This is a genomic window from Arthrobacter sp. Ha26 (assembly GCF_059091705.1).
In genome coordinates this window covers 269,965-291,314 of record NZ_JBNHGX010000006.1, presented here as the reverse complement: position 1 = coordinate 291,314, position 21,350 = coordinate 269,965, and the positions used below count along the sequence as shown (strand labels likewise).

Here is a 21,350-nt window from a genome sequence, read left to right as displayed (position 1 = left end):
GGGGCTGCCGCAGCGCGAATCCCGGCAACACGCAGGCGGTGGTGATGAAGCTAACGCCCGTCGGGACCCGGGTTGGCCGGTTGTCCGCCTCTTCCCTGCTGCGGGTGCCAGCTAATACGGTGGTCATGACCGGCACAGCTGCCGGCTTAGCCCGAAACACTGGCGCCACCCTGGAGGTCTTTACATGCGAAAAGTCACTGCCGGCCTGTTCCACTCCGTTGACGGCGTGGTGTCCGAGCCCTTCAAGTTCCAGTTCGACAGCTTCGATGACGAACTCGGTGTGGGCCTGACCAAAATGATGGACACGGTGGACACCGTGGTGCTGGGCCGGGTCAGCTACCAGGAATGGGCCGAATATTGGCCCAACGCCTCAGCGGACCAGGACTTCGCCGCCTTCATCAATCCCGTGGAAAAGTATGTGGCTTCCCGGTCCCTGACGGAACCGCTGGAATGGCAGAACTCGCGCATTATGGACGCCCCGCTGGAAGAGTTCGTGGGCAAGCTGCGGGAGCGCGACGGCGGCGAGATCGCAGTGTGCGGCAGCATCTCGGTGACCCGGCAGCTGCTGTTCGCCGGGCTGCTGGATTCGCTGACGCTGATGACCCACCCGGTCATCGCCGGCACAGGCCGCCGCCTGTTTGAGGACGGAGATCCCACCACCAGGCTCGCCCTCCAGGACCAGTACCGGACCAGCAAGGGCAACGTGGTCAGCGTTTACGGGCGCCTGGGCGGGTAGCCCGTGCGACGGCGGCAATGTCGCCGGGTGTCGTCCGGCAGCAGCCGCCGATAATCCTGGCGCCGAGGTCCCGCCAGGATCCGGTTCCTTCGGCCAGGCTGCGGGGCTGGCCGGGATTGCCGAACTGCGCAGGGTGGCCAGCGCTTCCGTCCGGTGTGGCGGGGCCCCAAGTTTTGGTCACCGGATCGTAGGTTTCCCCGGAGTTCGGATACGCGACCAGCGGTTTGTCGGTGGCTTGGCGCAGCTCAGTGAGGGCGGGGGTCACCAGCGGCAGCGGGACACAGTTCACACCGATCGCAGCCACCCGCGGCTGCGCGGCAAAAAGCTTCGCGACGGCCGTCAGCGGGGTGCCATCACTGATGTGCGCACCATCCCGGAGGCTGAAGGAGAACCAGGATTCGACGTCGTATTCCTGCGTGAGTGCCAGCAGCGCCTCGGCCTCGGCAAAGGACGGGAGGGTCTCACAGGCAAGGAAATCGACGCCCGCCTCCACGAGCGCTGCCATGCGGGGCCGGTGGAAGTCCCGGAATTCCCTGGCGGTCAGGACGTAGTCCCCGCGGTACTCCGAGCCATCCGCCAGATACGCGCCGTAAGGGCCCACCGATCCAGCGATCAACAGGGGTCCGTCGCCGGGAACACTGCCCAGATGCTCGCGGCGGGCCTCAGCTGCGAGCTGGACAGACAACGCCACCAGCTCCAGTGCCTCCCGTTCGCCGATCCCCCGGCGGGCAAAGCCCTGCGGCGTGGCCTGGTAGCTGGCTGTGGTGGCAATCCTGGCACCGGCGGAAAAGTAGTCCTGGTGGACGTCCTTGATCAGCCGGGGCTGTTCAAGCAGAACTTTGGCCGACCACAGGGGGTCTGCGAGATCGCAGCCACGAGCCTCAAGTTCGGTGGCCAGGGCGCCGTCGGCGGCGAGGTCTTCCCCGGATTCCAGTACTGAGGACAGGGACACTTTCGAAGACATAGTAGTCATAATACGCATTTACTTATGCTTGTAATGATTATTTCTTTCTGTCACGATGGCAGGCAACCGTCAGCCCGGCGGGAGGAAAGAGGACAGGTTATTGGACGTTCAACTGCACCCGGTACGCAAGCTGCGCGTGCACTGGCCCATCAGCGGCACCACTTTCGGGCAACTCGCCAAGGGTGAAGCGGCGGCTTTCCGGGACGATCCGGGCATCGCAGCACTCCTGCAGGCGCTGGCGCAGTTCCGTGAACTGGGCGACTTCGGCAACTACAAGCACGTGTTCGAGTCAGGGCTTGGCTTTGAAGGGTTCACCACGGCCGAGGGGGCCCATCCCACGCTGGGCCGGGTGGGCGAGCAGACCCTGTCCCCCACTTTCGTTTTCACCACCTACTTTGATGCCTCGCTGGGGGATGCCGCCGTGGAGCGCTTCCTGCGCCTGATCGTGGACATCCATCCGTGGGAGGTGCCGGTTATCGAACTGACCGGACCCATCAGCGTCTCCAGCAGCGCGCTGGCACCGGCAACCGAAGGAGCAGCCGCATCATGACGGATACTGCCACTTCCGTGTGGGAAGGCCTGCAGTCAGTGCTCGCCGGCCGGCAGTTCGTCGACCTGACGCACGCCTTCCACCCGGGCCAGCCACACTTTGCCGCCTTCCCCGACGAGGAGCGGGCAGCACTCTTCGACCTGGACAAGGGTGACGGGTTCACCGCGCACCGGTACACCATCGTGGGCCAATGGGGAACCCACGTGGACCCGCCCTCCCACTTCATTCGCGGCGGCAGGACGCTGGACCAGCTTCCGGTGTCGGAGATGGTCCTTCCCCTGGTGGTCCTGGATATCACCTCCCGGGTAGCGGCAAACCCGGACGCCACCCCAACACTGCAGGACGTGCAGGACTGGGAAAGCCGGAACGGCGCCATTCCCGCGGGCGCCTTCGTTGCCCTGCGCACCGGCTGGAGCAACCGCTGGCCGGATGCCGCGGCCATGGCCAACCGGGACTGTGACGGGGTCAGCCACACCCCGGGCTGGTCCCTCAACGTGCTGGCCTTCCTTGTCAACGAGCGGCGGATCGCGGCAATCGGCCACGAGCAGACGGACACAGACCCTGGCCTGGCCACATCCCGGCAGGACTTCAGCCTGGAAACCTACATCCTCGAGCAGGACCGCTGGCAGATCGAACTGCTGGCCAACCTGGACGGACTGCCGGAAGCGGGGGCCGCCGTCGTGGCAAGCTGGCCCAAACCCTTGGGCGGAAGCGGCTTCCCAGCACGGGTGTTTGCCATCTGCTGAACCCCACTGCGGCCCCGAAGCCGCGGGGAAGGACGCTCCACTAGACTCAACTCCATGTCAAAAACCTCCAGCATGGGCCGCGGAATCATGGCCGTGTTTGCAGTGGGCTCCAGGCACGCAGAGGGACATCCCGGCGGAACAGTCGCGGCCATCGCCTCGGACCTGGGCAAGGACCGCAGCCAGGTGTCCCGCAACCTGCGCGGCGCGGAGCAGGAAGGCTTCCTCACCCGCACCGGCCAACGCACCTACAGCTTGGACTGGCGCCTCCTGACGGACGCCCAACTGCTGACGGAACGCCGGCTCCAGGGTGACGGCGCCACTGCCCTGGACACGCTGGCGCAGGAAACCGACGAAGCCTGCTTCCTCGGCGTCCTCCAGGGTGACAGCACGGTGACCATCGGCGAAAGCGTGCCTGCCAGCAGCAACCTCGTCGGCTCCTGGCTGGGCCGGCCCTACCCCGCCTACTGCAGTGACGCCGGGCAGGCGGTCCTGTGGGAGGCCTCCGAAGCAGAAGTGCGGACAGTCTTCGCGGACGTCCCCTTTGTCCGCCACGGCCCCAACACGCCCGCCGGCGTGAACGACTTCCTCGCCCGGCGCGATGCGGCCCGGGCGCGGGGCTACTCCATTGTGGATGAAGAGGCCGAACCCGGGCTCTACTCCCTGGCCGTCCCGGTACGGGACTTCAAGGGTGACGTAGTGGCGGCATTGCAGATTGTGGGTATCAAGGCGCGGATGGAGCCGCGGCGGGAAGCCTGTGCTGCTGCGCTGGTGGAACAGGGCAGGTGGCTTGAGTCGAAGCTGGGCTACCGGCCGCAGGACTAGCTGTACTAGCCCGCCCGGACGGACCCGAGCCGTTCCGCCGCGCGGAGTAGAGCGGCCGCGGCAGCATCGGAGCCCGACCGGATCCCGGCGCGGCTTCCCAGCACGCTGAGCGAAGCAAGGATGGCACCGCTGACGTCCCTGACCGGCACCGCCAGTTCCACCACATCGTGCTCGAATTCCTCAGCAGCGGCGATGTAGCCGGCAGCGCGGTCCCGCACCATGAGGTCCCACACTTCGCCCGTGGAGTGGGCAGCACCTGGACCGCCAATGCCGATGTAGTTCACGTCCGCGAGCAGGGCGTCCACGGCTTGCCGGTCGTGATCCCACAGCAGCGCCCGGCCGGCGCCGGTGCACCAGACCGGGGTCACCATCCCCGGCTTGACGAAACTGCCGGGAAGCGCGTCGTTGCTCGACGTCCGGACCAGGATCACGCGGTAGCCGTCCCGCACGGAAAGCCGCGCCCGAAGCCCGAGCGATGCCACCAGCGACTCCAACTCGGCCTTCGCGTCCCGCACCCAGCCGGTGTTCAGCGAGGCGGCGAGGCTGAAGAACCGCTGCCCGGTCCGGAAGGGCCCGCGATCCAGGCGCTCCAGCAGCCCGAGGTCGCACAGTTCCTGCGCGAGACGGGAAACGCGGCTTTGTTCCATGCCCAGCTCGGCGGCAAGCTGCGACACGCCCAGCAGTTGGCGGCCCCGCTTCTCCCGGTCGGCCACCAGCCGCACAATGCGGAGCCCCTGCGCCATCGACGACGCCTCAGCGGACGAATCCACGCTTCTTTGCCCCTCCCCGCCGGAAACCTCGCCCTATTCTTCCACGGCCTGCCCCCTCCCTAAGTGGGGCAGGAGCCATCGGTGGAAAGAACGACGGCGACCGTCCCGGGAGGTGCCCTGCGAACCTTGCCGACAGCCGCCGTCGTCCGTCCCCGCTTAGTGTGCGGGCAGGGCCTTGCGTCCGTGCCGGAAATGGAACCAGAGGTAGCAGCCGGCCACAAACGGGATGCCGAAGTACAGCGCGGCGGCCTGGGCGGGGTCGAGCGCAATGCCGATCAGGGAAATGACGCACAGCGAAAACGCCAGGATGGGCACCAGCGGGAACAGGGGTGCCCTGTACGCGAGGGCTGTCACGTCGCCGCCGTTGCGCACGAAGGCGCGGCGGTGGAAAAAGTGCGAGGCGGTGATGGACATCCACACGCCCACCACCGCGAAGCCCGCCACCGAGACCAGGACCAGGTACACCGTTTCCGGGGCCACCACGCTGCTGATCAGTGATGCAAGCCCGCCCACCATGCTCACCGAGAGCGCGGTCAGGGGGATGCCGCGCCGCGTCAGCTTTTTCAGGGCCTGCGGCGCATGGCCCTCGTCGGCCAGGGAGTAAAGCATGCGGGCGCAGGAGAACAGGCCACTGTTGCCCGCAGAAAGGAGTGCCGTGATGATCACGAAGTTCATGATGTCTGCGGCGAAGGGGAGGCCGATGGCGGAGAAGACCGTCACGAACGGGCTCTCGTCCAGGCCCACTTCGGTGTAGGGGATGGTGGCCGCGATGACTGCGATGGCCCCGACGAAGAAAATGAGCAGGCGGACCACGGTGGTGCGCATGGCCCTGGGGATGCTGGTGGCGGGGTCCCTGGTTTCGCCGGCCGCGACTCCGATGAGCTCCGAGCCGGAGAAGGCATAGAAGACGGCAAGTACGGTAACCAGCACGCCGGTGAAGCCGTTGGGGAACAGGCCTGCTTCGGTGGCGAAATTCTCGAACATGAAGGGGTGGCTGCCACCGCTGCTCAGCGGGTGGAAACCGAGCAGGGCAGCGCCGCCCAGGACAATCAGGCCGATGATCGCGGCCACCTTCACAATCGCGAACCAGAACTCAGTCTCGCCGAAAAACCTGGCTGAGACGGCGTTGAAGCCAAAGAGCACCGCGGCGAAGACCAGGCACCAGACCCAGACCTCCACCTCCGGGAACCACCGCTGCATCAGCAGGCCGGAGGCGGTGAACTCCGAGCCGATAGCCACAGCCCAGCACAGCCAGTACAACCAGGCGGTGGCGAAGCCTGTGGCGGGCCCGATGGAGCGCGCAGCATAGATGTGGAATGCCCCCGATACCGGGTACGCGATGGCCAACTCGCCCAGGCAGGCCATTACCAGGTACACCACGAAGGCGCCCACCAGGTACGCGATCACCGCCCCGAGCGGGCCGGCCTGGGAGATGGTGTAGCCCGAGCTGAGGAACAGGCCCGAGCCGATGACGCCGCCCATCGCGATCATCACCAGGTGCCGCGGGCACATGGACCGGCGGAGTCCGGATTCCGGCAGCAGCGGCGTTGCTGGCTGGCTGTCCAGCGTGAGCGGGGTTGAGGGTTCCACGGGCGTCTCCAATGGGTCGGTCGATGAGATGGGGCGCGCAGTCCCCCTGACCCGGTCACGGAAACGAAGAATTGCACGTCGACAGTGCTGAAAGTAGCATGCGCCCCGAATTTTCGGTCATCAAAAACATAATGTGATGCTTATGTTGCACTCTTATTACTTTCAGTGACGCCCGCGAGAAGTTACGACGGCGGTGCTTCCGCCTCGAAGGAAGGCGGGCGTCCGCCCGTGGTCCGCCCTACTGTGGCTGGCTAGTTGCGCGCCCGTTCGACTGCTGCGGCGCCGGTCTCATTGCCGCTGTACCTTAGCCCCCTGGCCACACCTTCGGCGTCCGCGGCGGACCGGTTCTGGCTGAGCTTCTCCTTGGCTTCGATGCGGCTGATGACCAGCTCAACGCCCACGATGGCGCGCAGCTGGCCGGCAATGAACTTCGGAGGTGCGTCGTCCACGGACCACGGATGTTCCCGCGCTGCCTCGTGGACGTCCGTCAACTGGCGGACGTGCCGGGCCAGCCAGTCGGCGTCGTCATGGACCACAAGCCGGCCGTACACGTGGGCGGTGGAGTAGTTCCAGGTAGGCACCACCCGGCCGTGCTCGGCTTTGGAGGGGTACCAGGAGGGCGAGATGTAGGCGTCCGGGCCCTGGATAATGGCGAGCGCCTCACCGGTTGTGGCGGCAGAGAACTGCGGGTTGTTGCGTGCGGCGTGGGCGTACAGTGCGCCGCGCTCCCCCACGGACGGGTCGAAGACGAACGGCAGCAGTGTAGCGAGCAGGCCTTGCTCCGTCATGGTGACCAGGTTGGCTGCGGCAGGCCGGGCAAGGAGGCGGTGGACGGCGTCGGGATCGGCGGCAAAGTGGGCGGGGATGTACATGGCAGGTCCTTTCGGGAGGGTCAGGAGGTTGGGGCGGGAGTGCGGAGCCGCACCCGGACAGCGGCGCCCGCGCAGGCAATGACCGCCAAGCCGCCGACGATGGTGGTCCAGGTCAGCTCCTCACCGAGCAGGAGCGCAGCCCAGCAGATGCTGAGGACAGGCTGGACCAGCTGGATCTGGCTGACCTGTGCGATGGGACCGATGGCAAGCCCCCGGTACCATGCGAAAAATCCCAGGAACATGCTGACTACGGCGAGGTAGGCGAAGGCAGCCCACTGCACCGGCGTGGCGGACGGCGGCTGGACCGCGATGGAGAGAACGGCGAGAGCCAGCATCAGCGGCAATGCGAGGACGAGCGCCCAGGCGATGGTCTGCCACGGTCCCAGTTCCCGCGCCAGCAGCCCGCCCTCCGCGTACCCCACCGCGGCACAGGCCACAGCGCCCAGCAGCAGGAGGTCCGCCCAGTGGAGGTGGCCGAATCCGCCGGACTGCAGGACGGCAAAGGTGATGGCCGCCAGGGAGCCGAGCACCATGACCACCCAGAAGACGGCCGGCGGACGTTCCCGGGTGCGCAGTACGGCGGCCGAGGCTGTGGCGGCCGGCAGGAGCGCGATGACCACGACACCATGCCCTGCTGGAACGGCGGTGAGGGCAAAGGACGTGAGTAGCGGAAAGCCGACGACGACGCCTCCGGCCACAAGTGACAGCCGTGCCCAGGCCCGGGCGGAGGGGAGCCGCTGCCGGGTGAGCAGGAGGGCTGCGGCAGCGAGGACGCCGGCGATCACTGCGCGGCCAGAGCCAATAAACAGCGGTGAGAGGCCGGCGACGGCAACCCGGGTGAATGGAACAGTGAAGGAGAACGCCGCCACTCCCAGGAGTCCCCACCAGACTCCCGCCAAGCGGCGGGCGGATATCGGCGGGCGTTTCAGCACAGTAGCGCTACTATTGTCTTTCATGAACAACGATAGCAGTTCGCGCATCGTTTTGGCTTTGAAGCAGTGGATAGCAGCTGCTGCCCCCGGCGCCCGGCTCCCTTCCACCCGTTCCCTCGTGGCTGAATACCAGGCAAGCCCGGTGACGGTGCAGAAGGCGCTGCAGGTCCTGACCGCCCAGGGGCTGGTTGAAAGCAGGCCCGGCGTCGGGACGTTCGTGCGGGCCGTCCGGACTGCACGGCCCGCCGACTACGGCTGGCAGACGGCAGCCCTGGGGGCACCGCCGTCGGCCCTTCCCTCTGCTTCCGGGACCATGCGGGACGTCCCCAACAGCGTCATTCAGTTCCACTCCGGCTACCCGGACCGGGAGCTGCTGCCGGAGCGGCTGGTCCGTGCGGCCCTGGCCCGCGCCGCGCGCGGTGATGCCGCCCTGTCCCGTCCGCCGGCAGCCGGCATGCCGGAACTGCAGCAGTGGTTCGCGCAGGAGTTGGGTTCGGCCACGCCCGCCGGAATCTCTCCCCCGACGGCGGGCAACGTGATCGTGCTGCCCGGAAGCCAAAGCGGCCTCAGTTCCATTTTCCGTGCGCTGGTGGGCAGCGGCCAGCCGCTGCTGATGGAGTCCCCAACCTACTGGGGCGCCATCCTTGCGGCGGCGCAGACGGGTGTACGGGTGGTTCCGGTGCCCACCGGCCCGGACGGCCCGGACCCGGTGGAACTGGACCGCGCCTTTGCAGAGACCGGAGCGAGGGCTTTCTATGCTCAGCCCAACTACGCCAACCCGACCGGAGGGCAATGGGCGCCGGGGCGGGGCGATGAAGTCCTGGACGTGGTCCGCCGGCACGGCGCGTTCGTTGTCGAGGACGACTGGGCGCACGACTTCGGCATCACCTCGGACCCGCTTCCGCTTGCCACGCGGGACGACTCCGGCCACGTTATCTACATCCGGTCCCTGACCAAGAGTGTTTCCACCGCCGTCCGCATTGCCGCGGTCATTGCCAGGGGCCCGGCCCGCGAACGGATCCTCGCCCAGCGTGCAGCGGAGTCCATGTACGTGAGCGGACTGCTGCAGGCGGCGGCCCTGGATGTGGTGACCCAGCCGGGGTGGCAGACGCACCTGCGGAACCTCCGCCAGCAGTTGCAGTCGCGGCGGGACTTGCTGGTCACCAGCGTCCGGGAGCACGTCCCGCAAGCCCACATCGACCTGCTGCCCAAAGGCGGCCTGAACCTCTGGCTGCGCATGCCGGAGGGAACCAACCTGCCGCGCCTTGCGCGGGATTGCGAGGATGCCGGGGTGATGATTGCTGCCGGCACGGAGTGGTTCCCCGCCGAGCCCGCCGCCCCGTACGTGCGGCTCAACTACTCAGGCCCGAACCCGGGCGCCTATCCCGAGGGGGCGCGCATCATCGGTGAGGCCCTCGCCAGGAACGGCTGAGTAAGTTCGGGAAGGGGCTAGGAAGCGAGCCGAACCAGCTCTTCGCTCTTCTCCCACAACCCCCGGGCCAGTTCGGCATCGTAGGCCTGGGGGTTGGCCTTGGCCAGGGCGCGTTTGGCGTAGTAGGCGCCGGAGATCCAGTCCTTGCCGGCCGTGCCGTTGATGAGCCACAGCAAGGTGTCGGCGCCTTGGTCCGGGGTCAGCATAAAGCGGTTCAGCAGCGTGGTGTAAGCATGCCGGAACGGGCTGGTGGACGCCGCCGCGAAGTTGGTGCGGACCACGCCCGGGTGGAATGCCGCCGTCGTAATGCCCTGGCCGGCATAGCTGCGGTCCAGCTCGGAGGTGAACAGGATGTTCGCAAGCTTGCCGGTGCCGTAGGCGCGGTTGGTGGAGTAGCTGCGCTCGGCGGTGAGGTCGGACAGGTCGAGCCTGCCGAAGCCGTTGGCGGCGCTGGCCGTGTTGATCACCTTGGCGTTACTCGCCGTCAGCGTTTCCATCAGCAAGGTGGTGAGCAGGAACGGCGCCAGGTGGTTGATCTGGAAGGTGGACTCGTTGCCGTCCACAGTGAGGGTGCGCTTGCCCATGATGCCGCCGGCGTTGTTGGCCAGGACATCGATGCGCGGGTAGTCGGACTTCAGCTGCGCGGCGAGGGTGCGCACCTGCGCCAGGTCGGCAAAATCGCTGACGAAGTAGTCGGCGTTCAATTCCTTGGCAATGGCGCGGGTCTTCTCTTCCGAACGTCCGACGACGACCACCTGCTCCCCTGCCTTCGCCAGGGTGCGGGCGGCTGCTGCCCCAATGCCGTCGCTGGCGCCGGTGATCACGATGGTGCGAGGAGTCAAGGGGTGTCCTTTGGTCGAAAGAAGGTTCAGGCGTCCGATGGGAGCGCGGTGCCTTTGGCATAACGACGGCGGGCGGCCGGGTGTTCCCCGGCGCCCCCGGCAGGGCATATCCTGCACACACAGCCGAGCCCCGGGGAGGGAAACATCATGGAGATGCCCAAAGCGTCAGACGAGGACAAGGAACGGTTCCGGTCCCTGGTCCCGGACCACCCTGATGTGGTGGTCAAGCCCATGTTCGGCAACCTGGGGGCCTTCGTGAACGGCAACATGTTCGCCGGGCTGTTCGGGCCCACCATTGGGATCAAGCTATCCCCCGAAGACCGGGATGAACTCGAAGGCTCGGAACGCACTGTCCCCTTCGGCCCCGCGGAACGGCCGATGGGCGGCTATACGGGGCTGCCGGAGATGTGGAACGAGGAAGGCGACGGCGACGACGCCCGGGCGAAAGCCTGGATCCACAAAGCCTTCGAATACATCTCCACGCTCCCGCCGAAAGAGCCGAAAGCCACCAAAGCCCGGTCAGCAGGCAAATAATCACCCCCACTTTCGTCAGCACCCTTAAAAGTAAGTAGCGCCAGGTGTCGTTTTGAGGGTTCAAAACGACACCTGGCGCTACCCAGTTGGGGGGCTAACCCGCCAGGCCGGCCACCAGGAAGATGACTGCGGCGATGGCGAAGCCCATCACGCCGATCAGCGTTTCCATCACCGTCCAGGTCTTCAGGGTGGTCTTGACGTCCATGCCGAAGAAGCGGCCCACCAGCCAGAAGCCGGAGTCGTTGACGTGGGAGACTACCACGGAACCGGCAGCGACGGCGATGACCATGGCTGCGACCTGCATGCCGTTCAGTCCGGCAGAAGCCACAGCCGGGGCGATCAGGCCTGCGGTGGTGGTCAACGCCACGGTGGCGGAGCCTTGGGCGATGCGGAGGATGGCGGAGATCAGGAAGCCGGCGAGGATCAGCGGGATGCCCACGCCGCCCAGGACGTCGGCCAGGGCCTTGCCGATGCCGGAGGTGCGCAGGACGCCGCCGAACATGCCGCCGGCGCCGGTAATCAGGATGACCGAGCAGACCGGGCCAAGCGAGGACTCGAGCAGCTTCTCCAGCGCACCGGCGTCCTTGCCGCGCTTGGCACCCAGGACGAACATGGCCACGAGGACGGCGATCAGCAGCGCCACAGGAGTTTCACCGATGGTCCGCAGGACCTGGAACCACTGCTCGTTCTTGACGCCCGCAGGCAGCACACCGGAGGAGGCCAGGGTGTTCAGGCCGGTGTTGATGAAGATCAGGACCAGCGGGAGGAGCAGCAGCCCAACGATGGTGCGGAAGCGGGGCGGGTGCGATTCGGCTTCGGCGGTGGCGTGGCCGAGAAGTTCCGGCACGGGCAGGACCAGCTTCTTGCCGGTGTAGAGGCCGTAGAGATAGGCGGTGACGTACCAGGTGGGGATGGCGACAATGAGGCCCGCGATCAGGACCAGGCCGATGTTGGCGTCAAAGAAGGTGGCGGCGGAGACCGGTCCCGGGTGCGGGGGCAGGAAGATGTGCATCACGGAAAATGCGCCGGCGGCGGGCAGTCCGTAACGGAGCACTCCTCCGCCCAGGCGGTGGGCGACGGCGAAGACGACCGGCAGCATGACCACCAGGCCGGCGTCGAAGAAGATCGGGAAGCCGAAGATCAACGACGCCAGGCCCAGCGCGAACGGTGCGCGCTTTTCGCCGAAGACGCAGATGAGGTAATCGGCCAGCACTTTCGCGCCGCCGCTGGTTTCCACGATCCGGCCCAGCATCGCGCCCAGGCCGACCAGGAGCGCGACAGTTCCCAGCGTTGTGCCGAATCCGTTGATCAGGACGGGCACCACCTGGTTGGCGGGGATGCCGGTGGCGAAGGCCGTGGCGAGGCTGATCAGGATCAGGGCGATCAGGGCGTGCACGCGCAGCTTGATGATCAGGAACAGCAGGCCGAGGATCGCGGCTGCGGCTATGAGCAGAAGGGGGCCTGCTCCCAGCGTCTGGGTCCATCCTTCGATGGTCATGGTTCTCCTTTGAAACAGAACTACTTGTTGGGGATTGGGGAATGCTTAGGATGCGTTGGCTGCGGGGAGGTGCAGCGCGGCGATGATGGTCTTGACCAGGTCTTCCGGAGACTGGGAGATGTCCAGACGGAGGCTTCCGGCGGCGAGTTCCTCATCACTCAGCGGCTCAAGGGTTGCCAGCTGGCTGGGCAGGAGCGTGGGCGGCATGAAGTGGCCTTCACGGCCCTGCATGCGCTGGCCGATCAGGTCCGCTTCGCCGTGGAGGTGCAGGAACAGGACCCGGCCCTCCGCCTGGGCCAGCAATTGGCGGTAGCTCTGCTTGAGGGCGGAGCAGGTGAGCACGGTGCTCTCGCCGCTGCGGGCCTTGTCAGTCATCCAGGACTGGATTTCCTCCAGCCAGGGCCAGCGGTCCTCGTCCTGCAGGGGGATGCCCTGGCTCATCTTCTGGATGTTGGACGCCGGGTGGAACTCGTCCGCTTCGGCGCAGGCCCAGCCCAGCTGCTGGGACAGAGCGGCCGCGATGGTGGACTTACCGGAACCGGCAACGCCCATCACCACCAGGTGCGTGGCGGGGTACTGCATGTTTACCTCCGAAGAAGACGCCGTTGGCTTAGTGAAGAAAGCTTCTGCGCATCCTTGAAGGACTGCGCTCGAAATAAGGTAGCACCTTTCTCCTCAATAAATACTATCTTTCCGTGTCACAAGTCATACCTTTGTTTTTTCTTAGGTAGGCTGGTACCGCGCGCAGGCGCAGAGGAAGGCAGGAAAGATGTCGACGGCGACACCACAGGACGCGGACAACGCGAACGACGGCGGGGCCTCCCCTGCCATGCATGAACGCGTTTTGCAGGCGGTGGGCGTAGCCGTGGCTTCCGGCGACCTGCCACCGGGCAGCCGGCTCACCCTGGAGGGCCTTCAGCAGGAGTATGGAATTTCGCGCACCGTGGCCCGGGACACCATGAAGGTCCTGGAATCGATGAACCTGGTGTACTCGCGGCGGCGCGTGGGCATCGTGGTGCAGGAGCGCCGGTTTTGGAATGTGTTCGACCCCAAGCTGGTGCGCTGGCGGCTTGCTTCAGACGGGCGCGAGATCCAGTACAGCAGCCTCACCGAGCTGCGCATCGCCGTCGAACCCATTGCTGCTGCCGGCGCCGCGCGGAGGGCAAGCGCGGCCGAGCGGGCCAAACTGACGTCTCTTGCCGCCGACCTGCGGCGGCTCGGTGAGGCCGGTGATCTCCAGGGCTTCCTGGCCGCGGATATCGAATTCCACCAGCTGTTGCTGCGAAGCTGCGGCAACGAGATGTTCCAGGCCCTTGAAGGCATGGTGGCTGAGGTGCTGACCAGCCGCACCCAGCAGGGGCTGATGCCGTTCAAGCCGCGGGAGGAAGCGCTGCGGGCGCACGAGGATGTGGCTGCAGCCGTGGCCGGCGGCGATACGGCGGTGGCGGAATCGGCCATGCACCACATCCTCGATGAGGTCCGCAACGCCATGGGGCTGCACTAAGGCAGCGGTCCCGGCATGGACGGCCGGGACCCAGCACGGAACTTGGTAACACACCCGGGTTAAGCAAAAGCAGGGCCGGTCAGTGACCGGCCCTGCTCAAAAATTGAAACCCTGAGGCCCCAGTTTCCCTAAGAAATTAGAGAGCCTGGATGTTGGTGGCCTGGGGACCCTTGGGGCCCTGCTCGGTTTCGAAGGAAACCTTCTGGTTCTCTTCGAGGGAGCGGAAGCCGTTGGAGTTGATCGCAGAGTAGTGTGCGAAAACGTCCTGTGAGGAGTCATCGGGGGAAATGAAGCCGAAGCCCTTTTCAGCGTTAAACCATTTGACGGTGCCAGTAGCCATTATTTTTGTCCTTCGTGAAGGTGGAGGAAAAGTCCCGACTTTCGGGTCCTCCGGCGTGAGATGTTCAAACCGCTACTTCAGAAGAACGCGGACTTTCGACCGCGCGTACTGCCTGAACTACCAACTGCATAAACACAACAACAGGATCAACCCTACAGGAGTTTTGCGACGTGGATTACCACCGCCGCGGCACCGCCCAATTTCCCGCCTACATGATGCCCGTGGGCACCAGCAGCGCCCAGGCCAGCGCCGGGGCAACCAGCACCACGCCGCCGGCGTACATCATCAGCTGCTTGTAGACGCGCTGCCGGTCGTCGTCGCGGGCGTTGGCAACCACCAGCGCACCGTCAGTGGAGAAGGGCGAGACATCCACCACCGTGGCGGCAATCGCCAGTGCCGCCACGGTTCCCGAGGCGCTCAGGGTGCTGGTGGCCAGCAGCGGACCGGCGAGCGGGATGAACGCGGTCAGCAGGGCCGTGGAGGAGGCGAAGGCCGAGCCGACGCCGATCACGTAGCACAGGACCAGTGCCACGAGCAGGGGCGCACCCAGCGCCAGGGCCTGCTCGGCCAGGGTGTCGATGACGCCTACGTGCTGCAGGAGTGAGACGTAGGTGATCATGCCGGCAACCAGCAGCACGGTGGACCAGGAGACACCGCCGATGAAGGTCTGGTGCTCCTTGATGTTCACGAAGGCGAGCAGGAGCCCGGCGGAGAGGGCCACGAAACCGATGGGCATGTGGAAGCCCAGGGTGCACACGAGCATCACGGCGATCAGGACCAGGGTGAGGATCTGCTGGCCGTGCGGGCGGCCGGTGCTGGTGGTGTCGACGTCGGCATGGAGGCCGCCCTGGCCGTCGCGCAGCTTGCCAAAGAGGCTGAAGAGCACAATGGTCAGGACCGAGAGGATGAGGTTCAGGGCGAAACTGGCAATGAACAGCGAGCCCTGGGAAATGGGGAAGCCGTTCTCAACGGCGATGTTGTGCACCAGCACACCGGCCACGGACAGCGGGGAAAAGCCGCCGGCGTGGGCACCGTTGATGATGAACGCTCCCATCACCACGGGGTGGATGCGGGATTCATAGGCGAAGCCGAGGGCTGCCGGGGCGAGAAGCGCGACGGCGGCCGGCGAGAAGGTGCCCAGCGAGGTCAGCGCGGCAGCGATCAGGAAGAAGACCCAGGGCAGCAGCATGGTCTTGCCACGAACAAGCCGGACGCAGGTCTGGACGATGATGTTGATGGTGCCGTTCCGCTGGGCCATGCTGAAGAAGTAGGTGACGCCGATGATGGTCAGCACGATGCTGGCCGGGAACTCCTCCAGGATCTGCTTATCGGTCATGCCGAGCATGAAATAGCCGACGCAGAAGGAGGCCACCAGCCCCATCACGCCGATGTTCAGCGGCCATTTTGTGGCGACGACGAACATCACCACCAGGATAACCAGCGGGATGATCTGTACGGCTGTCATGCTGTGCTCCGGGTCCGTGATGGCCGCCGGGTTGAGGATGCCACTCCCCAGCACGAGGGCAGCCAGGCCCAGGATTAGAGCGGCCACGGCCATCAGTAGGATACGGCGGCGGCGGTTCGGACGCTTAGGACCCTTGTCCTGAAGGGCCTCGGGCGCGGCGGTGCGGTTGGCAGTACTGGTCATGGTGCTAACTCCTCATTGAGTGGCTCCCGCGAGGGCGGCAGCTGGGGCGCAGCCGGAAACCTCGGGGAGGTGGATGATGGTGGTGGCAATGGTGCGGGCAGTGCGGTCGACGCCGACGAGCAGGCTTCCCTGGTGCTCCTCGCTCCAGGTTTCAATCACCCCGGCAGGGGTCCGCAGCCTGAGGGTGCTTGCCGGCGCGTCCCCCGTAATGGCATGCAGTACGGTTCCCGGGGTGCGTGCGGCGAGGGTCAGGGCGATGCTGCCGGTAATTGCCAGGGCCGGGTGGGGCTTGCCCATGGAGAGCATCATGACGTTGACGTCGGTGCCGGCTTCGCCTTCGGCGGGGGCAGCCACGATGGCCAGCTTGGGGATGGCCCGGGCCGCTTCGGCGCTGGTGGGAGCCAGTCCCATCCGTACCGCTGCCTGCCGCCGGATTTGCTCCAGGGTTTCCAGCTGCAGCTCCACGCCTGCTCGCCAGCCCTGGTAACGGGCCGGGTCCAGGCCCAGCTCCTCCGCGCGGACCATCACCACCGGCGCTCCGGCGTCGACCATCGATACGGTCCAGCGGGTTCCGCCGGCGGTGATGCTGTCCGTAACCGCGCCGGTGGGAAGCAGGGCGCCGGTGGTTTTGCCCGCGGGATCCTGGAAGCCGAGCCCCACCGGATAGCCGGCGAACGGCACGCCGGGCATCTGTCCTTCGGGAATGATGGGCAGGGCCCCTGCCGGGGTGGGTACGCGCTGGACGATGACCTGGTTGGTGTTGGTGTTGCGGGTGACGATCCGGGTGATGTCTCCCGTGGGAACCACCCAGCCCTTCTCGATGGCGTAGAGGCCCACAACTGCGGAGCCGTTTCCGCAATTGCTGCCCCAGTCCACCCCGGCTTCTTCGATGCCTACCTGGGCGAAGGTGTACTCGACGTCGATATCCCCGGCGGTGGGCCGGTGCAGGATGATGGCCTTGCTGGTGGTGGAGGTCGCCCCGCCGACTCCGTCAATCTGGCGCGGGTCGGGGCTGCCGAACAGACGCGGCAGCAGAACATCAAGGCTGATTCCTCCCTCCTGAAGGTGCTCCGCCTCGAACACCCAGCATTTGCTGGTGCCTCCGCGCATCCACTCCGCTTCGATCTTCATTGCTTGCACCTCTCCTTTGCCTCACAGTTTGTTGAGGTCCTGAGAAAAGGTTGAGCCAGATCACAATGAAGGACAATGTCGGATTATTTGACGGGGATGTAGAGTTGCTTCAATCATTGACAGTGACGGGCTTCCAGCCGGCTTTCTGCAGCCCGGACGTTGCTGGAATGGCCGTTTCAGCTGCGGACCGCCGCGTGCATGCAGTGGATGAACGACAAGTAGAGAGAGGCAAACGGATGCTTAACGAAGAGGATCAGCCCCTGTTCGATGTCCGGCGCCTGGCCCTGCTTTTAGAGGTGGTGGAACAAGGATCGATCACCGCTGCAGCGGAACTGATGATGTATACGCCGTCGGCCGTCTCCCAGCAGCTGCGCAAGCTCGAACAGGAGGTGGGGCAGCCCTTGCTCAACCGCCGGTCCCGCGGCGTGGTGCCCACCGAGGCCGGGCAGATTCTTGCCGGCCACGCCCGCAAGATCGTCCGGCAGATGAAGGCAGCACAATCGGACCTGGGCCAGATTGCCGGGTTGAAGCGAGGTTCGCTGACCGTGGGCACCTTCCCTACGTTGGCCGGATCATTCCTGCCGATAGTCATCCGGACGTTCAAGAAGCGGTACCCCGCCATCGGCCTTTCACTGCGCAGCGCCCGCTTCGACGAACTCGTAGCTGACCTCGAGTCCGGTGCCACCGGGCTGTGCCTGCTCTGGGACTACCCCTGGAACCGCTTCGAGGACGAGTCCATCCGGATTACCGAAGTCTTCCAGGAAAGCACCGTGATCCTGGTGGCGCGTGGCCACAAACTGGCAGGGCGGGACGAGGTCAGCATGGAGGACCTGCGGAACGAGTCCTGGATCGTGCGGGCGGAGGCGCACCCCGTGGTGGAGGTGCTGCAGCGTTCGGCGCACGACGCCGGGTTCGAACCGACCATCGGATTCCTCGCCAATGATTACCAGGAAGCCCAGGCCATGGTGAGTGTTGGAATGGGTGTGGCGATGGTTCCCAAAACCGCCGTGTCACTGCAGCATCCCGACGTGCGGGTGCTCAGCCTCGGTCCTACCGCCCCGTTGCGGCGGATCCTGCTGGCCCAGCGCCAGGACAAGGTGTACGCGCCGGCCGAGGTGGCATTCCACTCCACCCTGCTGGAAGTCGCCCGCGAACGGGCCGGAGACTACCTCTAACAGCACTTCCCGCCCCGATGAACGGCCCAGGCTTGCTACAATTGCTACAGGAGGCAGCCATGACAACTATTCCCCATCGCGAGCTGCGCAACCAGAGCAGCAAGATCCTCGACCGCGTCAAAAACGGCGAAACGATAGATGTCACCAACAACGGCGAAATCGCTGCGACGTTGATCCCGCCGTCGGTTTCACCGTTTGAGCGTCTCCTGCTGGCCGGCCAGGTACGGCCGGCCCTCGCAGGTCCCGTCGATTTCCGTGCCCTCCCGCGGGTCGCCTCCGCAACAAGCACGGCAGAAATTTTGCACGACCTGCGAGGAGGCCGTTGATCGTTTATGTGGGCACCTCGGCCGTTCTAAAGCTGGTGGTGACAGAACGGGAATCGGACGAGCTAGCCGAATACTTGTCAGCATCCACCTCCAGGGGAGACAAGCTGGTGGCATCCATGCTCCTCTACACCGAACTCCACTGCGCCGGGAGCCGCCGCGCGCTCCCTGCCGAACTGGTAAATGCCGTGTTGGCCGGCATCAACCTCGTTGACATTGCGAGGCCTGACCTTCTCTATGCGGCGGCAATGCCCGGCCGATTGCGCAGTGCAGACGCCATCCATCTGGCTACGGCCATCCGGCTGCAAGCCGATCTCCTCATCGCTTATGACGCCGAGCTTTTGACAGCAGCTGTTGAGGCTGGGCTGAGGGTACTCTCGCCCGCCAGGCCCCCGGGATAGGACATGGCGTCAGACGCAGAATCGCGAACCTGCCGCCCCGTCACTCCTCCCCGGTATGCTGCAGCTCGGGACTGTAGGCGGTGAAGCCCCTGCGCAGCCGGACGCCTTGTGCCCCGATCATGGCGATGTCCTCCCACAGCACCAGGAACGACCCCCGGTGCCGCCACCGCAACAGCTCGGGCAGCGGCCACGGCTGGCTGAGTTCGGTCCGCTCGTAGCCCAGGAACGAGGACGCGCTGTGAGGGCTCACCACCAGCCCCAGCAGCCGCGCCTCGGCCAGAAGCTGCCGCGGGGTGCCGTCCACGGCGAACCGCGCGTCGGCCACTCTGCCAAGGCGCGTGCCGCCGTCGTCAAAAACATCCACTCCCAGCAGGTCACCGAGGATCATGGCGGCCTCCCGGAATACGGTTGATGATCTTGTCCCGGATCCAGCGTTCCACCCAGCCGGCATCGAGGTTTTCGCCGCCGATGCCGAGCTTCAGCACCACGGCAACGCTGGCCACGTCCTCCCACGGAATGCGGATAAGGCGGGACGACGGCGGCCTGCCGCCGAAGATCCGCGTTCCCAGCACCGGTCCGGTCAGCAGAGCCGTCAATACGGGTGCGGGAGTGCCAGGCTCCAGGTCCACGTCCAAAGCAGGCCCGCTCAACTCGAGGTCATCCACCGTGGTGACCGGAACGCCGTCGTTATCCAGAACCTGCCGGTCCAGCAGGTGCAGTTGGGCGTCAAGGATGCGTCCTGCCACTGGGGGCGGCGCAGCCAGCGGTGGGTGCGGCTTCATGATCCGGCTCCCGTCACGATCATCAGGGGTATCGCCGCGAGCGAGGCCGCCAGGATGATCACCAGGTAGACCATGGCCAGCACATTGACCGGCCGGCCGTTGACGTGCCGGCCCATGTATTGCGGATCGTTGGCCACGATCAGGATGGGCAGGTACGTCAGGGGCAGGGCGATCGCGGAGAAGACGACGGAATATTCGGTCACCAGCACGGGGTCCACACCGGTGGCGAGGACCGCCAGTCCGACGAACAGGCAGATGATCATGGCCAGGTGGAAGCGGGCGGCCTGCCCGGGGCGGCGGAACTTGCCCCAGGACCAGCCGAAGAACTGGGCCAGCGTGTAGCCGCTGGAGAGGGTGGTTTCCAGTGCTGCGCCGAAAGTCGCGGCCACCACGCCCACCAGCACCACCGCCAGGCCCACCTTTCCTGCCCCCTCTGCTACTGGAAGGACCACCTGCGACAGGGAGGTTACTGCGATCCCGGCGGGCAGGAGCACCACGGCGGCGCAGCCTGCGATGGCCACGGACAGTAGGCCGCCCAGCGGGAAGCCCACGAGGACGTTGATCCGGGACTGGACCAGGTCTTTGATGGACCAGCCTTCCTCCACAGCGCCGGAGGAAAAGAAGAACACCTCGTACGGTGTCATGGCGGCGCCAAACAGGGCGATGGCGTAGTACCAGTAGGAGGACATGGTTTCCTCCGCCGGGACCGCTGGACTCAGGGCCTGGCCAGCCAGGTTGTTCCAGTCGGGCCTGAGCAGGAACAGGGCCACGGCAAACACGATCAGGGTCAGCCCCAGAAGGCCGGTGACGTTTTCCATGATGGAGAACTTGACCCGCCACACCACCAGCCAGACGGCGAGCGCCGCCACCGGGATCCAGAGCAGGTAGTGGACGCTGCTGGCCAGCTGGAGCGCCAGGGCCACGCCGCCGATCTCCGCCGTGACGGTCATCAGGTTGATGAGGAAGGACGCTGAGAGGTTTGCCAGCCCGGCGCGGGGCCCGAGCCGCTCCCGGATGACCTCGAAGGTTGCCCTGCCGGACGCCGCGGCCACCCTCCCGGACATGTTGGCGAACAGGCAGATGCCCACGACGCCCACGCCCACCACCCACACCAGGGACAGGCCGAAGCGGGAGCCGACGACGGCGTTGGTCACCAGGTCGCCGATGTCCACGAACCCGCCGATCGCCGTCAGGACGCCGAGTGCGACGCCGAGGAGCCGCTTCACTTTCCGCCGTCCTTTGCCAGCAGTCCGGACAGCCGGTCAGCCGCCGCGGCCAGCTGCCTGTCGCCGTCGGGAAGGGAGGGATGGCCGTCGTCGGAGGCTACGGCGTCCCGGGCGGTGGTGAGGCCGGCGGTGCAGTCGTTAAGGACGGTGAGTGTCTCCTGCACCATGGCCCGGTCCTCGGCTGCGCCGGGCGAAAGTTTCAGCACGGAATTCCGGCTGGCCTGCAGTTCCTTCAGGGCATCGTCGAGGGACGTGGCGGTGGCAGCTTTAGTGAGCTTGCCGTCGGAGTCGAGCTTGAGGGCAAGCCTGGCCGTGGCGACGGCGGATGAACTGTCCTCAACAGCAGTGGAAATGGTGCTGCTGGTCCCGCTGCAGCCGGTGAGGACCGCGAGCGCTGTGACGCAGGCGGCCAGTACGTGGAGGCGACGTGCCGGAGGCCGGGGTGCAGTGGCTGGTCCGCTCAGCACTATGCGCCTCCAGACTCCGGATGCGGTCCGGGTGGTCCCAACGCCCCTTTAGCAAACGGGAAATT

The 21,350-nt window shown here is 66.0% G+C and carries 25 protein-coding genes; 10 read left to right on the top strand and 15 right to left on the bottom strand.

All coding sequences use genetic code 11. The features are described 5' to 3' along the window. The first annotated feature begins 184 nt into the window (after positions 1-184). Complete coding sequence (locus tag AC5RVY_RS15620) at positions 185-736, top strand: dihydrofolate reductase family protein (protein WP_493955612.1); 552 nt, start codon at positions 185-187, stop codon at positions 734-736. On the opposite strand, the gene mmuM is transcribed toward AC5RVY_RS15620, so the two are convergent. After that, positions 708-1,700, bottom strand: coding sequence for a homocysteine S-methyltransferase (gene mmuM / locus AC5RVY_RS15615; RefSeq protein ID WP_493955611.1), 993 nt, complete (start codon positions 1,698-1,700; stop codon positions 708-710). The genes AC5RVY_RS15620 and mmuM overlap by 29 nt on opposite strands. 55 nt (positions 1,701-1,755) lie before the next feature. Here mmuM and AC5RVY_RS15610 point away from each other — a divergent pair, with 55 nt between their 5' ends. From AC5RVY_RS15610 to AC5RVY_RS15600, 3 genes are read left to right on the top strand one after another with little or no spacing between them, the layout of a single operon-like run. Continuing rightward, positions 1,756-2,250: a hypothetical protein gene (locus AC5RVY_RS15610; RefSeq protein WP_493955610.1), complete on the top strand. Its 495-nt coding sequence runs from the start codon at positions 1,756-1,758 to the stop codon at positions 2,248-2,250. Next, the gene (locus AC5RVY_RS15605) at positions 2,247-2,996 is read left to right on the top strand and encodes a cyclase family protein (RefSeq protein WP_493955609.1); all 750 of its coding nucleotides are present in this window, start codon (positions 2,247-2,249) and stop codon (positions 2,994-2,996) included. Before AC5RVY_RS15610 ends, AC5RVY_RS15605 begins: the two co-directional genes overlap by 4 nt. A gap of 54 nt (positions 2,997-3,050) precedes the next feature. Next, positions 3,051-3,818 carry an IclR family transcriptional regulator gene (locus AC5RVY_RS15600; RefSeq protein ID WP_493955608.1) on the top strand — a complete coding sequence of 256 codons (768 nt, stop codon included), beginning with the start codon at positions 3,051-3,053 and terminating at the stop codon, positions 3,816-3,818. A gap of 5 nt (positions 3,819-3,823) precedes the next feature. On the opposite strand, the gene AC5RVY_RS15595 is transcribed toward AC5RVY_RS15600, so the two are convergent. From AC5RVY_RS15595 to AC5RVY_RS15580, 4 genes are all read right to left on the bottom strand, one after another. Next, positions 3,824-4,588: an IclR family transcriptional regulator gene (locus AC5RVY_RS15595; RefSeq protein ID WP_493955607.1), complete on the bottom strand. Its 765-nt coding sequence runs from the start codon at positions 4,586-4,588 to the stop codon at positions 3,824-3,826. A gap of 156 nt (positions 4,589-4,744) precedes the next feature. After that, the gene (locus tag AC5RVY_RS15590) at positions 4,745-6,178 is read right to left on the bottom strand and encodes an amino acid permease (protein ID WP_493955606.1); all 1,434 of its coding nucleotides are present in this window, start codon (positions 6,176-6,178) and stop codon (positions 4,745-4,747) included. A gap of 251 nt (positions 6,179-6,429) precedes the next feature. Next, positions 6,430-7,050 carry an FMN-binding negative transcriptional regulator gene (locus AC5RVY_RS15585; RefSeq protein WP_493955605.1) on the bottom strand — a complete coding sequence of 207 codons (621 nt, stop codon included), beginning with the start codon at positions 7,048-7,050 and terminating at the stop codon, positions 6,430-6,432. A gap of 20 nt (positions 7,051-7,070) precedes the next feature. Continuing rightward, a complete protein-coding gene (locus AC5RVY_RS15580; protein WP_493955604.1) occupies positions 7,071-8,006 on the bottom strand; it encodes a DMT family transporter in 936 nt (311 codons plus the stop codon). On the opposite strand from AC5RVY_RS15580, the gene AC5RVY_RS15575 reads away from it, so the two are divergent. After that, positions 8,005-9,414 carry an aminotransferase-like domain-containing protein gene (locus AC5RVY_RS15575; protein WP_493955603.1) on the top strand — a complete coding sequence of 470 codons (1,410 nt, stop codon included), beginning with the start codon at positions 8,005-8,007 and terminating at the stop codon, positions 9,412-9,414. The two genes, AC5RVY_RS15580 and AC5RVY_RS15575, sit on opposite strands and share 2 nt — an antisense overlap. 17 nt (positions 9,415-9,431) lie before the next feature. Here AC5RVY_RS15575 and AC5RVY_RS15570 read toward each other — a convergent pair whose 3' ends face one another. Continuing rightward, positions 9,432-10,256: an SDR family NAD(P)-dependent oxidoreductase gene (locus AC5RVY_RS15570; protein ID WP_493955602.1), complete on the bottom strand. Its 825-nt coding sequence runs from the start codon at positions 10,254-10,256 to the stop codon at positions 9,432-9,434. Between the two features lie 147 nt (positions 10,257-10,403). On the opposite strand from AC5RVY_RS15570, the gene AC5RVY_RS15565 reads away from it, so the two are divergent. Beyond that, positions 10,404-10,790 (top strand): TfoX/Sxy family protein, encoded by a 387-nt coding sequence (locus AC5RVY_RS15565; RefSeq protein WP_493955601.1) that lies wholly within the window; start codon positions 10,404-10,406, stop codon positions 10,788-10,790. Positions 10,791-10,884: 94 nt separating this feature from the next. Here AC5RVY_RS15565 and AC5RVY_RS15560 read toward each other — a convergent pair whose 3' ends face one another. Together AC5RVY_RS15560 and AC5RVY_RS15555 are read right to left on the bottom strand one after the other, a co-directional pair. Then, on the bottom strand, positions 10,885-12,288 hold the full coding sequence (locus AC5RVY_RS15560) for a GntP family permease (RefSeq protein ID WP_493955600.1): 1,404 nt from the start codon (positions 12,286-12,288) through the stop codon (positions 10,885-10,887). Positions 12,289-12,333: 45 nt separating this feature from the next. Next, entirely contained in the window at positions 12,334-12,870 is a 537-nt protein-coding gene (locus AC5RVY_RS15555; RefSeq protein ID WP_493955599.1) for a gluconokinase, read from the bottom strand. Between the two features lie 187 nt (positions 12,871-13,057). Between AC5RVY_RS15555 and AC5RVY_RS15550 the strand changes: the two genes are divergently transcribed. Beyond that, positions 13,058-13,792 carry a FadR/GntR family transcriptional regulator gene (locus AC5RVY_RS15550; protein WP_493955598.1) on the top strand — a complete coding sequence of 245 codons (735 nt, stop codon included), beginning with the start codon at positions 13,058-13,060 and terminating at the stop codon, positions 13,790-13,792. Between the two features lie 136 nt (positions 13,793-13,928). On the opposite strand, the gene AC5RVY_RS15545 is transcribed toward AC5RVY_RS15550, so the two are convergent. The 3 genes from AC5RVY_RS15545 to AC5RVY_RS15535 all read right to left on the bottom strand — a co-directional run bounded on the left by AC5RVY_RS15545 (position 13,929) and on the right by AC5RVY_RS15535 (position 16,911). Then, on the bottom strand, positions 13,929-14,132 hold the full coding sequence (locus AC5RVY_RS15545; RefSeq protein ID WP_050056011.1) for a cold-shock protein: 204 nt from the start codon (positions 14,130-14,132) through the stop codon (positions 13,929-13,931). A gap of 208 nt (positions 14,133-14,340) precedes the next feature. Then, positions 14,341-15,780, bottom strand: a complete 1,440-nt coding sequence (locus AC5RVY_RS15540; protein WP_493955597.1) for an SLC13 family permease — start codon at positions 15,778-15,780, stop codon at positions 14,341-14,343. A 12-nt stretch (positions 15,781-15,792) separates the two neighbouring features. Then, on the bottom strand, positions 15,793-16,911 hold the full coding sequence (locus AC5RVY_RS15535) for a PrpF domain-containing protein (RefSeq protein WP_493955596.1): 1,119 nt from the start codon (positions 16,909-16,911) through the stop codon (positions 15,793-15,795). Positions 16,912-17,147: 236 nt separating this feature from the next. Between AC5RVY_RS15535 and AC5RVY_RS15530 the strand changes: the two genes are divergently transcribed. Genes AC5RVY_RS15530 through AC5RVY_RS15520 form a run of 3 tightly spaced genes read left to right on the top strand, consistent with a single transcriptional unit; the run spans position 17,148 to position 18,810 of the window. After that, on the top strand, positions 17,148-18,086 hold the full coding sequence (locus tag AC5RVY_RS15530) for a LysR family transcriptional regulator (protein WP_493955595.1): 939 nt from the start codon (positions 17,148-17,150) through the stop codon (positions 18,084-18,086). Between the two features lie 59 nt (positions 18,087-18,145). After that, on the top strand, positions 18,146-18,412 hold the full coding sequence (locus AC5RVY_RS15525; RefSeq protein WP_493955594.1) for a type II toxin-antitoxin system Phd/YefM family antitoxin: 267 nt from the start codon (positions 18,146-18,148) through the stop codon (positions 18,410-18,412). Continuing rightward, positions 18,409-18,810, top strand: a complete 402-nt coding sequence (locus AC5RVY_RS15520; protein ID WP_493955593.1) for a type II toxin-antitoxin system VapC family toxin — start codon at positions 18,409-18,411, stop codon at positions 18,808-18,810. Before AC5RVY_RS15525 ends, AC5RVY_RS15520 begins: the two co-directional genes overlap by 4 nt. Positions 18,811-18,850: 40 nt before the next feature. Here AC5RVY_RS15520 and AC5RVY_RS15515 read toward each other — a convergent pair whose 3' ends face one another. Genes AC5RVY_RS15515 through AC5RVY_RS15500 form a run of 4 tightly spaced genes read right to left on the bottom strand, consistent with a single transcriptional unit; the run spans position 18,851 to position 21,285 of the window. Next, positions 18,851-19,198 carry a PRC-barrel domain-containing protein gene (locus AC5RVY_RS15515; RefSeq protein WP_493955592.1) on the bottom strand — a complete coding sequence of 116 codons (348 nt, stop codon included), beginning with the start codon at positions 19,196-19,198 and terminating at the stop codon, positions 18,851-18,853. Further along, on the bottom strand, positions 19,185-19,592 hold the full coding sequence (locus AC5RVY_RS15510) for a hypothetical protein (protein ID WP_493955591.1): 408 nt from the start codon (positions 19,590-19,592) through the stop codon (positions 19,185-19,187). Before AC5RVY_RS15510 ends, AC5RVY_RS15515 begins: the two co-directional genes overlap by 14 nt. Beyond that, positions 19,589-20,818, bottom strand: coding sequence for an Nramp family divalent metal transporter (locus AC5RVY_RS15505; RefSeq protein WP_493955590.1), 1,230 nt, complete (start codon positions 20,816-20,818; stop codon positions 19,589-19,591). Before AC5RVY_RS15505 ends, AC5RVY_RS15510 begins: the two co-directional genes overlap by 4 nt. Then, positions 20,815-21,285: a hypothetical protein gene (locus AC5RVY_RS15500; RefSeq protein ID WP_493955589.1), complete on the bottom strand. Its 471-nt coding sequence runs from the start codon at positions 21,283-21,285 to the stop codon at positions 20,815-20,817. Before AC5RVY_RS15500 ends, AC5RVY_RS15505 begins: the two co-directional genes overlap by 4 nt. Positions 21,286-21,350: the final 65 nt, after the last annotated feature.